Source organism: Acinetobacter sp. Lyrl_1, assembly GCF_051948795.1.
Taxonomy (GTDB): domain Bacteria; phylum Pseudomonadota; class Gammaproteobacteria; order Pseudomonadales; family Moraxellaceae; genus Acinetobacter; species Acinetobacter towneri.
Genome location: NZ_JAYJLK010000001.1, coordinates 29,005 through 44,283, shown reverse-complemented (window position 1 = coordinate 44,283; position 15,279 = coordinate 29,005). Strand labels below are relative to the sequence as shown.

15 protein-coding genes are annotated in these 15,279 nt (G+C 40.1%); 8 read left to right on the top strand and 7 right to left on the bottom strand.

The features are described from left to right. The first annotated feature begins 262 nt into the window (after positions 1-262). Both VF675_RS00195 and VF675_RS00190 read left to right on the top strand, forming a co-directional pair. Positions 263-442 (top strand): hypothetical protein, encoded by a 180-nt coding sequence (locus VF675_RS00195; RefSeq protein ID WP_096901477.1) that lies wholly within the window; start codon positions 263-265, stop codon positions 440-442. A 313-nt stretch (positions 443-755) separates the two neighbouring features. Then, positions 756-1,262: a hypothetical protein gene (locus tag VF675_RS00190; protein ID WP_004977287.1), complete on the top strand. Its 507-nt coding sequence runs from the start codon at positions 756-758 to the stop codon at positions 1,260-1,262. A 132-nt stretch (positions 1,263-1,394) separates the two neighbouring features. On the opposite strand, the gene VF675_RS00185 is transcribed toward VF675_RS00190, so the two are convergent. Both VF675_RS00185 and VF675_RS00180 read right to left on the bottom strand, forming a co-directional pair. Then, positions 1,395-2,723, bottom strand: a complete 1,329-nt coding sequence (locus VF675_RS00185; RefSeq protein ID WP_104852324.1) for a hemolysin family protein — start codon at positions 2,721-2,723, stop codon at positions 1,395-1,397. 137 nt (positions 2,724-2,860) lie between these two features. Further along, positions 2,861-3,850, bottom strand: coding sequence for a LysR family transcriptional regulator (locus tag VF675_RS00180; protein ID WP_004977282.1), 990 nt, complete (start codon positions 3,848-3,850; stop codon positions 2,861-2,863). A 645-nt stretch (positions 3,851-4,495) separates the two neighbouring features. Between VF675_RS00180 and VF675_RS00175 the strand changes: the two genes are divergently transcribed. Continuing rightward, positions 4,496-6,097, top strand: a complete 1,602-nt coding sequence (locus tag VF675_RS00175) for an isocitrate lyase (RefSeq protein ID WP_004977281.1) — start codon at positions 4,496-4,498, stop codon at positions 6,095-6,097. Positions 6,098-6,226: 129 nt separating this feature from the next. Here the strand turns inward: VF675_RS00175 and VF675_RS00170 are convergent, their stop codons facing one another. Next, complete coding sequence (locus VF675_RS00170) at positions 6,227-7,057, bottom strand: copper resistance protein NlpE N-terminal domain-containing protein (protein ID WP_440204581.1); 831 nt, start codon at positions 7,055-7,057, stop codon at positions 6,227-6,229. A 356-nt stretch (positions 7,058-7,413) separates the two neighbouring features. Between VF675_RS00170 and VF675_RS00165 the strand changes: the two genes are divergently transcribed. Further along, positions 7,414-8,040, top strand: coding sequence for a 1-acyl-sn-glycerol-3-phosphate acyltransferase (locus tag VF675_RS00165; protein WP_104852321.1), 627 nt, complete (start codon positions 7,414-7,416; stop codon positions 8,038-8,040). 47 nt (positions 8,041-8,087) lie between these two features. Here VF675_RS00165 and ykgO read toward each other — a convergent pair whose 3' ends face one another. From ykgO to mrdA, 3 genes are all read right to left on the bottom strand, one after another. After that, complete coding sequence (ykgO, locus tag VF675_RS00160) at positions 8,088-8,210, bottom strand: type B 50S ribosomal protein L36 (protein WP_026438469.1); 123 nt, start codon at positions 8,208-8,210, stop codon at positions 8,088-8,090. Positions 8,211-8,315: 105 nt separating this feature from the next. Then, positions 8,316-8,873: a 16S rRNA (guanine(966)-N(2))-methyltransferase RsmD gene (gene rsmD, locus VF675_RS00155; RefSeq protein WP_004970724.1), complete on the bottom strand. Its 558-nt coding sequence runs from the start codon at positions 8,871-8,873 to the stop codon at positions 8,316-8,318. 3 nt (positions 8,874-8,876) lie between these two features. After that, complete coding sequence (mrdA, locus tag VF675_RS00150) at positions 8,877-10,967, bottom strand: penicillin-binding protein 2 (RefSeq protein WP_096901482.1); 2,091 nt, start codon at positions 10,965-10,967, stop codon at positions 8,877-8,879. Between the two features lie 254 nt (positions 10,968-11,221). Here mrdA and VF675_RS00145 point away from each other — a divergent pair, with 254 nt between their 5' ends. From VF675_RS00145 to VF675_RS00130, 4 genes are all read left to right on the top strand, one after another. Continuing rightward, positions 11,222-11,740 carry a hypothetical protein gene (locus VF675_RS00145; protein WP_004970721.1) on the top strand — a complete coding sequence of 173 codons (519 nt, stop codon included), beginning with the start codon at positions 11,222-11,224 and terminating at the stop codon, positions 11,738-11,740. Positions 11,741-11,803: 63 nt separating this feature from the next. After that, on the top strand, positions 11,804-13,120 hold the full coding sequence (locus VF675_RS00140) for a hypothetical protein (RefSeq protein ID WP_004970719.1): 1,317 nt from the start codon (positions 11,804-11,806) through the stop codon (positions 13,118-13,120). 81 nt (positions 13,121-13,201) lie between these two features. Further along, positions 13,202-13,861 carry an adenylate kinase gene (adk, locus tag VF675_RS00135; protein WP_004970717.1) on the top strand — a complete coding sequence of 220 codons (660 nt, stop codon included), beginning with the start codon at positions 13,202-13,204 and terminating at the stop codon, positions 13,859-13,861. Positions 13,862-13,989: 128 nt separating this feature from the next. Continuing rightward, positions 13,990-14,193, top strand: coding sequence for a hypothetical protein (locus VF675_RS00130; RefSeq protein ID WP_004970716.1), 204 nt, complete (start codon positions 13,990-13,992; stop codon positions 14,191-14,193). 328 nt (positions 14,194-14,521) lie between these two features. On the opposite strand, the gene nth is transcribed toward VF675_RS00130, so the two are convergent. Continuing rightward, positions 14,522-15,211, bottom strand: coding sequence for an endonuclease III (gene nth / locus VF675_RS00125; protein WP_131260868.1), 690 nt, complete (start codon positions 15,209-15,211; stop codon positions 14,522-14,524). Positions 15,212-15,279 lie beyond the last annotated feature (68 nt).

Below are 15,279 nucleotides of genomic sequence, written 5' to 3'. Positions count from 1 at the left end.
GTGTCAGTTTTTTTATGCATATTTTTATAGAAGATTTTAACAAAGATTTTTTGAATCTTTTTTAGCAATTATTTTAATCATAATTACATAAATATTCCTTTAAACTACAATTTAACACAATAAAATTTTTCCAAATAGTCAAATATTAAGGAGGTGTAGGACACACCCTGTCAATAATAGAGCTTATCTTTATATTCATTGAATTCATTCTCAAGATAACAAAACGGTTCATGTAAAATAATTTGATAGAGAGAGCAGGCTTATGAAAATTTTATCTGCATATACGCCAAAACACAGTCTACGTGCATTAAAACGGTTACACAAAAATATTGTTCGTCAGCAAATCAATGTTCGGAACTTAAATAAAATGTATCATGCGATGCTACATTTAGAACGCTATATTGACCGCCTAGATCATGATAAACGCGAAAACTTGTATTAAGTGTAAAGAGCAACCTGTTAATTATTTTTTACTAAAAAGTACAAGTGAGTTGAAAAGTTAAACCTGTTATTTATTGGATTATTCATTTGAAATAACGGGTTTTAAATAGACGGTAAAATTCAGGAGAAAAACTAAGGGAACAATAAGAAATTTAAAATAAACAAGGATGATCAAAGCTGAAAGATCAATTTTAAACTGCTGCACTGTAATAGGTGCAGCACTGCCTTGTGTGAACAATTGCTTCGGAATGTGTCGAGCTTTTAGCTAAATTGTGCGAAAATAGCGTTTTGCTATTTTTGTCCAAGGGCAGTACATGATTGACCAATCTCCTGAATCATTAAGTGATATCGAAATACTCGACATTTTGCAGTCTATGAAAAGTGATGAGCTAGACACAGAGGCAAAAGAAATTATCCGTAATGGTGGGAAAGCAGGTCGTCAGGAAGCGCATAAAGCAGCGTTGGTGGCACTGAATCAGTCATTCGAAAGCAAATTTGTAGAAGCAGTAAGTTTGGCTTTGCAGTTAAACGAAGCGCAAATGAAAAAAATCCGTTATAAAAAAGACCGTGTACGTATTTTAAAAGCACGTGGCATTGATTATTTAGCCATTGATGGCACAGAAACTGCACAAGTATTGGCTCAGGTTGCACAAGCGATTGTGCGTGAAGATGCTGTGGTGACGCATGATTTGCACAACATTTTTCCTTTCTGGAAAGAGGGCTGGCCGATGGTGCAATTCGACAATGTCTATAAAATTTTAGCTGAAGATATTGCGATTCATTATCAAGCAGTATTGGATGAGTTGATCAGTAAGTATTAAGTAAATACTCAGCTAAATTTCAGAAGTATCAGTTCAGATTTAAAAAAGCACCACTTCATTTTGATGTGGTGCTTTTTTGTGAATGCGAGAAAATGTAGATGCAATCAGGCTGAACGAATACAAGGAATCTCACTATCCATCTGCTTCAGTGTTGTTTTGTATTTCCTGCGTTTCTACAATTCGTGTCACTAAAAGTTGGTCAATTTTAAAATGATCGACGTCGACCACTTCAAATTTATAACCATCAAAAAGTACAGAGTCGGCAGGACGCGGGATTTTACGTAGCTTATACATCATAAAACCTGCAATGGTTTCATAATTTTCATCATCTGGCATTTCATCAATTTGCAGCGCGTGTTTAATGTCTTCAATTGGTGTACTGCCATCAATCAGCCAAGAATTGTTATCACGTTTAATGATTTGCTGATCTTCTTCAATAGGTGTTACCCAATCGCCCATCACAGTAATCATAATATCAGACAGGGTAATTACACCCACAACCAACGCATATTCATTAATGACTACGGCAAATTTTTCTTTGGTCGAGCGGAAACGGTCTAAGACTTCAGACAGCGTGAGTGTATCTGGAATGGTTAATACATTACGGATGGTGCTTTCATTTAGTTGTAGTAAAGATTGATTATTGAGGATTCTGACCAAAATATCTTTGGCATCAACATAGCCAATAACATCATCAATATTTTCGCTACAGACCAAAAATTTGGAATAAGGATATTCTGCAAGTTTTTGACGAATACTGGCTTCAGATTCCTTTAGGGTAAAAAACACCACATTTTCACGTGTAGTCATACTCGAAGGCACGTTACGTTCTTCAAGTTCAAACACGTTTTCAATAAAGTGATGTTCCTGCTTTTGTAAAACACCTGCTTGAGCGCCTGCATCCATGACTGCAGAAATATCATCAAATGTAATATTGTCTTCGCGCGTGGTATTTACTTTAAATAAACGGAACAGCACGTTGGCAATCGCATTAATCATCCATGCCAAAGGCTTGCATATCCGAATAAAAATTTGAATCGGATTAATCACCGATACCGCAATTTTTTCAGGGGCGATCATTGCCAAACGCTTAGGCATTAGGTCGGCAAATAAAATAAACAGCGAAGTCACTAAGGTAAATGACAAGGCAAAACTAAGCGTTTCAGCCCATGGTCCTTGATAGAAGCGCACAACTAAGTTGTAAAAATAAGGACGGAATGCGCCTTCACCTAAAATACCACCTAAAATGGCAACTGCGTTTAAGCCAATTTGTGAGGCAGCAAAAAAATCAGCTGAGTTTTCTTGTAGGTCTAAAACTTTTTGGGCACGTTCATCGCCTGATTCGGCTAGAATTTTCAGTTTAACTTTACGTGCACCAGCCAACGCAATTTCAGTCAGCGATAAAAAACCAGCTCCGACAATGAGGATGAGGATAATAACAATATTCTGGAAGAGGCTCACGAATCCACCTGTGGATTATATTATTTTAAATATAACAATTTGAATCTTTATTAAATCATGATTAAACAATGAGGAATATCGAAATATTCCTCATCTGAGTATAAGCGTTTGTGCCAATAAGTTCAGTGAATTTTTAATTAATAGGCTGAAAATTGAGAGTTATTCAGTAAAAACTCACGGTTTTCTTCTTCAATCATTTGGCGCGCTACATATAAAATCAATTGGCGTAACCAACGGTGTGCAGGGTGATGATGTAACAACGGACACCATGCCATCTTTAATTCAAATTCTGGAATATAAAATGGTGGGTCTTTAATCAGTAAGCTTTGGCTTTTGGCTTGTAAGCGCGCAATACGTGTAGGTAAGGTTGCGACTAAATCTACATTAGACGCGAGTAGTGCAGGCATTTGATAATGACGGGTAAACACCGAAATTTTACGTTTTTGTCCAATACGCTCTAAAGCTTGATCAATCCAACCCAGTCCCGCTTGTTTCTCTGGATTCACACCAAAACCAACGCCCATACCTGTTTTAGAAACCCAAATATGTTGTGCATCTAAGTAGCTTTTTAAATTCAGGTTATTGGCAGCAGGGTGTTTGTGATTGAGCAGGCAAGAAAAACTATCACGCCAAACTAAAACCTGATGGAAACTTTGTGGAATTTCATTAAAACGGTTAATCGCCAAATCGACTTTACCTTGTTCCATGTCGCGATAAGACACATCACTCGGGGTTAAAAAGTCTAATACCACATTAGGTGCTTCAGAGCGTAAAGCTTTAACCAAGCGTGGGACTAATGTGGCTTCTGCGTAATCGGAGGTCATAATCCGAAATACACGATTTGAAGTATAAGGGCGGAACTCAGTACGCGGCTCCAAAATCATAGAAAGGTCAGATAAGGCATCGCGGATACGCGGTTGTAATTCTAAGGCACGTTCAGTTGGCGTCATGCCTTCAGAAGAACGAATCAGCAGGGGATCATTAAATAAATTGCGCAAACGACGTAAAATGTTACTCATCGCAGGTTGGGTAACGCCCAATTGTTCTGCAGCACGGGTTACATTTTTTTCACGAAGTAAGACGTCAAGATAAATTAATAGATTAAGATCAACCCGCTCCAGATTCATAAAATAAATACCGAAAATAAAATCACTAAATTATTGGAATTATGCCATAAGCCGTAAGGCTTGTGTATAAATTATGATGAAAAAATCGACGAGATAAACAGCAAAAAATCTGAATAAAAACAGCCAGCCCCATCATTATTTCCTAAAGAAATGTAGGTTGCCTAGTACTGCATCTATACTTTTTAATCTTAAATGCAAAAACACTTAAAAGCATTGGCAGAACTGATAGCAGATTCTATTTTGTATGAAACTTATGTACTTACATTGCGCTGAAAAGCAGCAAAATTTTGCTAAAAAATGGCAGAAATCGCCAATGCAAGCATTTTTTATGAAATGCAAGACTTAAGTCTAATGCAGAAAATATCGGCACAGAGATGAATTTGTAAGCAAAGATATTTGATTGGTTTTCTAAATAAGGTTTTTAAAATCAATATTTTGTGTTTTTATTGTTTTTGTGAATTAAGACTTTGATCTATACATTTTTTTAAAAAATACCGAGAATTACACGAGAATATTGGATTAATTCATTCAGTCACTCTACTCTGTATTCATCGTAACGAAGTGCTCTAAATCTGAGCAATCAAGCATAAGCGCGATTTAGCCTTCGATTGATAAATCCTAAATAATATTACAGGGTACAATATCATGACTACATACCAAACAGCGATTGATGCAATCCGCGAATTAAAAGCAAAATTCGGCAACACTTGGGCAGACATCAGTCCTGAAGATGCTGCGCGTATGCAAATGCAAAACCGTTTCAAAACTGGTTTAGATATTGCTAAATATACAGCTGCGATTATGCGTCGTGATATGGCTGCTTATGATGCTGATTCAAGCAAATACACTCAATCTTTAGGTTGCTGGCACGGTTTTGTTGCGCAACAAAAAATGATTGCGAACAAAAAATACTTCGGTACTACTGAACGCCGTTATATCTACCTTTCTGGTTGGATGGTTGCTGCACTTCGTTCAGAATTCGGTCCACTTCCTGACCAATCTATGCACGAAAAAACTTCTGTTCCTGCATTGATCGAAGAAATCTACACATTCTTACGTCAAGCTGACGCGAAAGAATTAAACGATTTGTTCCGCGCACTTAAAAAAGCACAAGACGCTGGTGATACTGCTAAAGCTGCTGAAATCACTGCTCAAATCGACAACTTTGAAACTCACGTTGTGCCAATCATTGCGGACATCGACGCTGGTTTCGGTAACGAAGAAGCAACTTACTTATTAGCTAAGAAAATGATCGAAGCGGGTGCATGTGCACTTCAAATCGAAAACCAAGTTTCTGACGCGAAACAATGTGGTCACCAAGCTGGTAAAGTAACTGTTCCACACGAAGACTTCATCGCTAAAATCCACGCGTTACGTTATGCGTTCTTAGAAATGGGTCTTGACGACGGTATCATCGTTGCACGTACTGACTCTGAAGGCGCTGACTTAACTCAAAAAATCCCAGTAGTTAAAGAGCCAGGCGACATCGCTTCTCAATACATCAGCTACTTAGACACTCAAGAAATTGACATCTCTGAAGCGAAAGAAGACGAAATCCTAATCAAGCGTGATGGTAAATTACACCGTCCTAAGCGTTTAGCTTCTGGCTTGTACCAGTTCCGTGAAGGCACTCAAATTGACCGCGTTGTACTTGACTGTGTAACTAGCTTACAAAACGGTGCTGACCTTCTTTGGATCGAAACTGCGACTCCAAACGTAGAAGAAATCGCTCACATGGTTAACCGTGTACGTGAAGTTGTGCCAAATGCGAAACTTGTTTACAACAACTCTCCATCATTCAACTGGACACTGAACTTCCGTCAACAAGCGTACGACCGTTGGGTTGCTGAAGGTAAAGACGTATCTGCATACGACCGCGCTAAATTAATGAGCGCTGAGTACGACGATTCTGAATTGGCTGCTGAAGCTGACGAAAAAGTACGTACATTCCAAGCAGACGCTTCTCGTGAAGCAGGCGTGTTCCACCACTTGATCACTCTGCCTACTTACCACACAGCTGCTCTTTCTACTCACGAGCTTGCTCAAGGTTACTTCGGTTCTGAAGGTATGTTGGCTTATGTTGCTGGCGTACAACGTAAAGAAATCCGCGGTGGTATCGCTTGTGTGAAACACCAAGCAATGGCTGGTTCTGACATCGGTGACGATCACAAAGAAATTTTCTCTGGTGACAACGCGCTTAAAGCAGCGGACGAAGCTAAAAACACAATGAACCAATTCAACGCGTAATCGCTTGATGGTTTAAAAGAAAACCCTGCTGATGCAGGGTTTTTTTTTATGGCTATTTAAAATAGTCAAAGAACTTTGAAACATCCTTAAATTGATGTTCCTTCATTTATGAAATGCAGCAGCTGTAACCTATTTAATTTTGATCACATCTGCCTCTACAGAAGCAGGGTAATGGAAAGACACCTTAATCCATTGTTTTTGTTGTGCAGGAATTGGTTCTAAAAAATGCGGATCGACTACGGCTGCATATTCTTGATATTGCTGATCGACCAAAACCAAGTCATTGGCATGTAATTGTAATGCTTGATCAGATTGATTGTGAATTGCCAGAAAATAATCGTGTGCCATCACAGGGTCGTTTAATTCTTTGACCTCAACATTTTGTACGTGTTCAGCCTGAATATCGACATGCTTCAGGGCATTACTGACTTGCATATTTTCTACAGGATGTAAGAAAACCTGAGTTTCATTTTTCTGCTGATTTTGTGTCTTTTTCTGATTGTATAAACTGAATTTAAGACCGTGCGCTGTGAGTTGAATATGTGCATATGCTTGCCCATTTTCTGTATTGAGCAACCATTCATTTGCCGTGTTTTGCGATGGGTGTTGGTTCTGTTTGTCTTGCTGATTGTTGCCCTGAGCAGCTTGAATCGTTCCCGCCACTTGGTTTTCGCGCTGGCGCTGTTTCGAGCGTTTAATGTCGCTGAGTTGAAAGGTTTGATCATCATTCAGGCGTAAATGAATCACATGCTGTTCACAGTTGTCACAAGGCAATAAGGCTCTAAAGTTACCTGTAGCTTGTCCTGTCCATGAAGTTGCTGAATTTTGAACTTCAGTTTTAGGCGTAATTTGTGGCTCAGAAGGCAAAGCGGATTGATATTCCCTGCTTGGATCAGTTGATCCGCAAGCTACTAAAAATAAGCTAAGTGTACTGAGTGCAATCGGATAACGATTCAGCATAAATGTTCTAAACTTCAAACTTGTCTTGCTGCCACCTTAAACTTTCACCTTGTATCTGAAAAGCCAATTTGCCTTATTTTTAATGAAGATTTGTAGCAAATCATAACAAGCCCGATGTTTTAAAGTTTTAAGTTTCACTTCAAGGATTACATCGGATTAGACCGTAAAAAACTCAGCAAACTGTGCGTAAATTTATATATTTACCATTTTAAACTTGCTTGAATCTAGCAATGAATAAGCGCAAAAACAGTATGATTTTGCATGGAATAACAAAAATAAGATGAGTGCAGGAAATTTTTATACATTTATAAAGTATTTGTTTATTTATTCGTCGTTTTAGACTTTTGTATTTGTCGATGCTTGCTAAAATTCGCACACTTTATTTGGGGTATGCGGTTGTGTTTGAAAAGTTAGCTGAGCGAAGCTTAAATTTAATGGGTTGGGAAATCGACAATCATTGTCCGTTGGAGTTAGACCAATATGTGATGATTGCAGCACCGCATACCAGTAATTGGGATGCGTTATATGCACGTTTAGGGCTTAAAGCTTTGGGCGTTAATGTTCGCCTGACCATTAAAGACAGCTATATGAAATTGCCGTTTGGGCCATTTGTTCGTGCAATGGGAGGTATTGGTATAGACCGTCGTCCGAAAGCACCAGGCGAAGCACGACCTAGTATGGTTCAGCTCATGACGGACTTATTTAAAAACCATCCTAAATTGGTGATGTTGGTGACGCCTGAAGCCACACGTGCGCGTCAAGAACAATGGAAAACAGGTTTTTATCATGTTGCGTTAAATGCAGGTGTGCCAATTGCTTTGGCGTATATGGATTACGCAAAAAAGAAAACGGGTGTGGGAAAAATTGTGCATCCAACCGGTGATTTTGAAAAAGATATGGCTGAAATCATGGCATTTTATGCGCAGGTTCAAGCAAAATTTCCTGAAAGTTTTAGTGTCGATACACGTTACTATTCAGAATAAGCACACTATTTCAGTGTAATAATCTATCAAAACTAAAAGACAGGGGATTATCCCTGTCTTGCTTTAAAACGTGGGTTGGATTTGCAAATCACAAATAATTTGCCACGACGTTTCACAATTTGACAATCGGCACGCGATTTTGCACTTTTTAAAGATGAACGAACTTTCATGAAGATAAACACTACAATATGTAATGTTATAATATTACATTAATAGATGACTCTTGAAAAGTGTCGATAGTCATAAAATTACCGCGTATCTTTTAAGGAGAAAATTTAAACAACAATCTTTTGGTATAAGCCCGCACGTACAGTTCCCGCTTTGCTCTCTTTAACTTTTTGCCAAGTCTGCGGTAATTTTAACAGGTTTAAATCACGATCTGCTTCAACATAAATCAGACCTTGTGCCGCAATGAGTGGATCAGCCAACCCTGCCAATTCTTCCCATAAATCTAAACTATAAGGCGGGTCTAAAAATACCAAATCAAACTGATCTTTTAGTGTCGCCAAAGCATGTTGTGCGGTAGAAACTTTTAATTGTGCTTTGCTTTTATTGACGCGTAATAATTCTAAATTTTGCTGTAAAAACTGTGCTTGTGTACGGTTTGGCTCAATCATGACCACGTGTGCCGCACCGCGAGACAGGGCTTCAAAAGCTAAAGCGCCCGAACCTGAACAGAGGTCTAACACTTTGGCGTTTTGCACATCCCACATTAACCAGTTGAATAAGGTTTCGCGCACTCGGTCGGGCGTAGGGCGTAATCCCTCAATTGAAGCAAAAGCCAACTGACGACGTTTCCATTCTCCACCAATAATGCGTAGTTGATTTTTCATGGCTTAGTCGCTCTCAATTGGGTTAGTGGGTACAACTGCTGTTGGCGCAGTTGCAGGTGGATTGGTTGGAGCTGAACTCGGAGTAGTTTGCGAAGGATTTGGGTTGAGCGCAGGGTGATTGGTTGCTGTATTCGGATTATTCACGTTATTCGTATTTGGTGCAGTAGATGAAGGGACTTCACCACTTGGCAATTCACTTGGTTTTAAACCTGCAGTCATTAAGCCACCACTCACTTGTGCGGCAGATGGACGAATTGGCTTTTTATTTTTATTCAGTAACCAATAGTCTAAAATTGGACGCGCCAAAGCCGTTGCTGCAGAACCACCGCGACCATTTTCTAGAATGATGGCAATTGCGATTTCAGGGTTTTCGGCAGGAGCGAAGCCAACAAATAAACCGTGGTCAAGCTGACGGTCGGTCAATAAGGCTTCGTTATAGCGTTTACCTTGCGCAATACTTTTAACCTGTGCTGTACCTGTTTTACCTGCAACTGAATATTGCAAGCCGCCTTTAATCCCTTTACCTGTACCTGATTGAATCACATCAACCATGGCATCACGCATTTTAATCCAGTCTTCTTCTGTGCCGTTAAAGTCAATTTTTCCGTTGGTACCATTGTGAACTTTAAATGGTTTCGCGCCACGACTTTCACGTAACACGTGCGGTGTGACTTTAAATCCTTTGTTGGCGGTGATGGCGGTGGCCATTGCTAATTGCAATGGTGTCGAGGTAAATGCACCCTGACCAATACTGACGGAAATTGTTTCACCTTTCATCCATTTGGCTTTGCGCGTACGCATTTTCCAGTCCGGGTTTGGGTAGAGTCCTGTGCTTTCACTTGGTAAATCGACCCCAGTTTTTTCACTAAAGCCAAATTGACGCATCCAGTCGTTCATTTTTTCAATGCCCATGCGATACGACAATACATAGAAGTAGGTATCACACGACACGACTTGAGCTTTGTGCATATCGACAATGCCATGCCCAGTTTTTTTATGGTCACGGAAACGGTGGCTGTCGCCTGGTAAAGTGAAATAACCATAATCCTGAATGGCGGTTTTCCAGTCGACATAGCCATAATGAATACCGCCTAAACCAAACATCGGCTTAATGGTAGAACCCGGTGGATAAACACCTTGTACTGCACGGTTATAGAGTGGTTGATCTAAATTATCGCGTAAGGCAGAGTAGTCGGTATGGCTAATACCTGTGACAAATAAGTTAGGGTTAAAACTCGGACTGGAGACTAAAGCTAAAATTTCACCTGTACGTGGGTCAAGTGCCACAATTGCACCACGGCGTTCTGCCAGTTGTTCAGAGGCGACCACTTGCAAGCCATAATCCAATGACAAAAACAAATCATTGCCACGTACAGGGTCTTTACGTCCTAAATTGCGCAGCACATTACCATGTGCATCGGCTTCTACAGATTCGTTGCCGGGTACGCCATGTAGCAAGTGCTCATACGATTTCTCCACCCCAATTTTGCCAATCAAGTTGGTGCCTGCATAAGCATCTTTGTCAATTTCTTTCAGTTCTTTGTCGTTAATGCGCCCGACATAACCAATCACGTGCGCAAATAAGTCACCATGCGGATAGTAACGTGTCATCTGGGTTTCAATATTGACCCCAGGGAATTGAAATTTAACTTCACTAAAACGGGCAATATCCGATTCATTTAAATTCAGCTTGATCGATACACGTTCAGTTTTACGTGAAGTTTTAATCCGACTTTTAAAGCGATCGATATCTTCTTCTGTCAGTTGTAAAACAGGTGTCAGTCGCGCAATGGTATCGTCAATATCTTCAACATCTGCACGGCTTAAAGTGGCTGAGAACACAGGGTAGTTATCTGCCAATAACACACCATTGCGGTCATAAATATAACCACGTGCAGGTGCGAGTGGTTGTAGCCGAATTCGGTTTTTATCTGATGCAGTCGCAAATTCATCGTAGCCGCTAATTTGTAAAAAGGCATAACGAGCCACCAACAGCAGCAAGAAAAAAACCACAACACCCACCGAAAAAAAGATGCGATTGCGAAAAATACGCTTCTCTTGCTGAGCATTTTTTAACGGATAGTGTTGTTTCATACAAAAATTGGCTTAACAAAAATGAGGGAGAACGAATTTGGACTATTCTAACGCATCTATTGGCAATTTTGAGTAACCATGTTTGACTGAATTGCCCGATTTAACCTAGAAGATGGGCGCAATCTTAATTTTTGACTTTAGCGACATCAAAATTGTAATTTGCTGTATATAAGAATCCTGACAATTCTGCTAGAGTCAAAACACGAAAACAGGACTGTTTTTAAAATTAAAACAAATGGACACTGGTGACAATAATGACAAAAGTCTATTCTTTCGTGGCATTACTTGCCTTTTCAAGTTTTAGCTTTGCTGGGAACACTACTTTTTTACCTGAAGCAAAAATTAGCGCAGATAGCGCAAAAACCTGGAATGTAGGGGCGGGTATTACCCAAAAATTACTGCATTTGAATGGTGAATGGGTCAATCCTTATGGCATTGCCTATCTAAAAGCGGGGGCTTTTTTAAATGGTGACCATGAAGTCGGTGGGCAAACAGGTTTTCGTTACCCATACCACCTCACAGGTAAAGACAAAAATGGTTATTATATTGGCGCTTACGCAGGACACCTAGAATCTAAATGGGTGGATGGTGAAGAAAAAGCGCGTTTAGGTGCAGGCATTGATCTGGCTTATGTATTACTGAGCCCTGAACGCATCAGTAGCTTTAGTGTTGGCATTGGCGCAGGTGAAAAATTGGAAGATCGACAAGGGCGAGTGATTGCGGAAACTGAGCCTAGACTACAATTTTCCTATACGCTCAGTATGGGTTTGTAGTCAGAATAGTGACTTTTAACTACTTTAGAATCTTGTAATTAGAACTAAATATGGAAAAAATGCATGCTTGAGTACGTCAATCAGTTGTGGCAAACCTTTTTGAATCGTCCAGATTTTTGGGCCGTGCTCAGTATTATTCCTGTGACTGCTTTTGTGACTTGGGCGCACGTGTGGATGGCACTAAAAATGGTGTTCTATCCAATTAGCTTTTGGGGCTTTCACCTTGGGCCTATTCCTGTGGGATGGCAGGGGATTGTACCGCGTAAAGCAGGGCGTATTTCAGGCATCATTACCGATAACACATTGTCAAAATTAGGTTCATTGCGTGAGTTTCTCAATGCTATGGACCCTGAAGATATGGCGCGTATTATTGGTGAGCAAGTGGGTTTTGAACTTGAGCACTTAATTGATGAGGTCATGTTAGACCGCAATGCTGTGCTTTGGGAAAACCTACCGTATTCGATTAAACGCCGTATTTACGCACAGGCGCATAAACAATTGCCAGGTGTGCTGCGTGAATTGGTGACTGAACTGACCTTGAATGTTGAATCCTTGGTGGATATGCGTGAAATGGTGGTCAGCCAAATGGAAGGTGATCGCCGCTTAATGGTGCGTATGTTCCTAAAAGTCGGTCAAAAAGAAATTAACTTTATTTGGCATATCAGTGCATTGATTGGGATGTTCTTTGGTATTTTCCAAATGATTGTTTGGTTTCTTGTACCATGGCACTGGACGGTTCCATTTTGGGCGGCAATTTGGGGCTTCTTGACCAACTGGATTGCGATTTGGATGGTATTTAACCCAGTCGAACCACATTACGTGAAATATCCGCAGTTCTTTAAATTGACTGAAAATCGTCAATTTCCATGGATTAAGCCAGTGATTCCACGCATTGGGACTTATAATATTCAGGGTGCGTTCATGAAACGCCAAGAAGAAGTCTCGGATGTGTTTGCAACGGTAGTCACAGAAGATCTGATTACGTTAAAATCGATTATGACTGAAATGATGTATGGCAGTAAAAAAGACAAAACCCGCCGTATTGTCAAACGCCACATCAACGAAATTATGGAAACACCATTGGTTCGTACCTCTTTACAGTTGTCTTTGGGGCCAAAAGAGTATGCCAAACTCAAGACTGACTTGATTGATCGTTCGATTGAAATTACGATGGTGCCTGTATGCGACCCTGCCTTTAATGCGAGCCGTGCACAGAAAATTTATCAAATGTTCAGAGATCGTATTCGTGAACTGACGCCAAAAGAATTCCAGAATCTCTTGCGTCCTGCCTTTCAGGAAGATGAGTGGATTTTAATTGTCTTGGGTGGTGTAACTGGTTTTATTGCTGGTTTAATACATTTGTTTGTCGCTTTCTTATAAGAGGATGCTGGCTGCGTAAAGGGCGATGGCTCTGATATGCAACGAGTGTCAAATACATTGTTAAAATGAGGATGTTTTTTTATGCGCATTATCTTACTCGGACCACCTGGAGCAGGTAAAGGTACACAAGCTCAGTTGATCTGTAAGCGCTACAATATCCCACAAATTTCAACCGGTGATATGCTCCGTGCTGCAATTCGTGAAGGTACTGAATTAGGTCTACAAGCCAAAAGCGTCATGGACGGTGGCGGTTTGGTATCTGATGAACTGATCATTGGCTTAGTGAAAGAGCGTATTGCGCAGCCAGATTGCGTGAATGGTTGTATTTTTGATGGTTTCCCTCGCACTATTCCACAAGCTGAAGCCTTGGAAAGCGAAGGCATCAATATCGACCACGTGATTGAAATTGATGTTGCAGACGAAGAAATCGTACAACGTTTGTCTGGTCGTCGTCAGCACCCTGCATCTGGTCGTATTTATCACCTTGTTTACAATCCACCAAAAGTGGAAGGTAAAGATGACGAAACTGGCGAAGATTTGGTTCAACGTCCAGATGACCAAGAAGAAACCATTCGTAAGCGTTTAAAAGCGTATCACTCAGAAACTGAGCAATTGGTTGGCTTCTATCAAGGTCGTGCTGCTTCTGGTGAAAATGCACCAAGCTATAACAAATTGAATGGTCTTCGTCCAATTGAAGAAGTTCAAGCAGATTTGTTTGCTATTTTAGACCAAGCAAAATAAGTCTAGGTCTTAGACCAAGTCTGTTTAAAAGAAAATAAAATCGTTTAAACAGGCTGCTTGTTTTGACTTTAAAAGAGTCCTGATTCATATTAGGGCTCTTTTTATTTGTTTCAGTTTGGGAGAGTGCTTTGCAACATGCTGCTGTGATCATCATGTTATTGGCAAGTATTGCCGTTTTAGGCTTTCTTGTTTTTGTGAGCTATAAGTTGTTGCGCAACACACAAGCTCAGAATTCGGCTGAAAAAAAATCAGGCAAGCACTATCAATTGCATCCGAAACTTAAACAACAGCAAGAGCAACAACGTCAGTCTGAAGATTCTCAGGATAAATAAACCATCACACATCTGCAAAAGATTGCAATTTTAAATTTGGGCAGTTTTTATAAAACCTTATGAAAAAGAATAAAATTCTATTAATAATTCTTGTGGTTGGTATTATTACTTTAGGTATTGTAATTTTTATAAAATCTCAAGCAGTTACAGAGACAAAAAGATTAGGTAACGGTGAAAATACCAACCATGAAGAAACAAGTTCATCTCTGTACAATCTTGTGCATAGATTGCACAGTTATCCACACTATTTTGGATGATCCACATTGCTTTGATGATCTAGCTTGTCTTCAATAAGTTTAGATCACTTTGCAAAACTCTACCGAAGCACTTACTTAGATACGGGCTCGTGATGAATTTCATGCAGCGTGATATGCCGATGCGCGCCAAATTCAAAGCGATCAGGCCAGTTACACACATCTGACACCACACATTCACCACATTTAGGCTTACGCGCAATACAACAATAACGGCCATGTAAAATCAGCCAGTGATGTGAGTCAATTAAAAATTCTTTAGGAATGACTTTAATCAAACGGTGTTCGACTTCTAAAACATTTTTACCTACAGCTAAACCTGTACGGTTACCTAAGCGGAAAATATGCGTATCGACCGCCATAGTAGGCTGTCCAAATGCGGTATTTAACACTACATTGGCCGTTTTGCGTCCCACGCCGGGCAAGGCTTCTAAATCGGCACGATTATCAGGCACGATGCTGCCGTGTTTTTCGATGAGAATTTTGCAGGTTTTAATGACATTTTCTGCTTTGGAATTATACAGCCCGATGGTTTTAATATATTCTTTTAAACCTTCCACACCTAAGGCATAAATCGCTTCGGGAGTATTGGCAACAGGAAACAGTTTGTCGGTGGCTTTATTGACGCTGACATCGGTCGCTTGTGCAGATAAGGTCACCGCTATCAGCAATTCAAATGGATTGGAAAAATTCAGTTCAGTGGTCGGATTTGGACGTTGGTCACGTAAGCGCTCAAAAAAAGTCTGAATTTGCTTTTTGGTCATATTTTTAGACGGCTTTTCTTTGAGCGTGGTGCTTTTGGCAGCCGTTGTTTTGACCGCTTTATTGGTCA

Excerpts from the sequence above, each read along its gene's own strand:
- VF675_RS00195 (WP_096901477.1), top strand. The coding sequence starts at position 263 with ATGAAAATTTTATCTGCATATACGCCAAAACACAGTCTACGTGCATTA.
- VF675_RS00190 (WP_004977287.1), top strand. The coding sequence starts at position 756 with ATGATTGACCAATCTCCTGAATCATTAAGTGATATCGAAATACTCGAC.
- VF675_RS00180 (WP_004977282.1), bottom strand. The coding sequence starts at position 3,850 with ATGAATCTGGAGCGGGTTGATCTTAATCTATTAATTTATCTTGACGTC.
- VF675_RS00175 (WP_004977281.1), top strand. The coding sequence starts at position 4,496 with ATGACTACATACCAAACAGCGATTGATGCAATCCGCGAATTAAAAGCA.
- VF675_RS00170 (WP_440204581.1), bottom strand. The coding sequence starts at position 7,057 with ATGCTGAATCGTTATCCGATTGCACTCAGTACACTTAGCTTATTTTTA.
- VF675_RS00165 (WP_104852321.1), top strand. The coding sequence starts at position 7,414 with ATGCTTGCTAAAATTCGCACACTTTATTTGGGGTATGCGGTTGTGTTT.
- ykgO (WP_026438469.1), bottom strand. The coding sequence starts at position 8,210 with ATGAAAGTTCGTTCATCTTTAAAAAGTGCAAAATCGCGTGCCGATTGT.
- rsmD (WP_004970724.1), bottom strand. The coding sequence starts at position 8,873 with ATGAAAAATCAACTACGCATTATTGGTGGAGAATGGAAACGTCGTCAG.
- mrdA (WP_096901482.1), bottom strand. The coding sequence starts at position 10,967 with ATGAAACAACACTATCCGTTAAAAAATGCTCAGCAAGAGAAGCGTATT.
- VF675_RS00145 (WP_004970721.1), top strand. The coding sequence starts at position 11,222 with ATGACAAAAGTCTATTCTTTCGTGGCATTACTTGCCTTTTCAAGTTTT.
- VF675_RS00140 (WP_004970719.1), top strand. The coding sequence starts at position 11,804 with ATGCTTGAGTACGTCAATCAGTTGTGGCAAACCTTTTTGAATCGTCCA.
- adk (WP_004970717.1), top strand. The coding sequence starts at position 13,202 with ATGCGCATTATCTTACTCGGACCACCTGGAGCAGGTAAAGGTACACAA.
- nth (WP_131260868.1), bottom strand. The coding sequence starts at position 15,211 with ATGACCAAAAAGCAAATTCAGACTTTTTTTGAGCGCTTACGTGACCAA.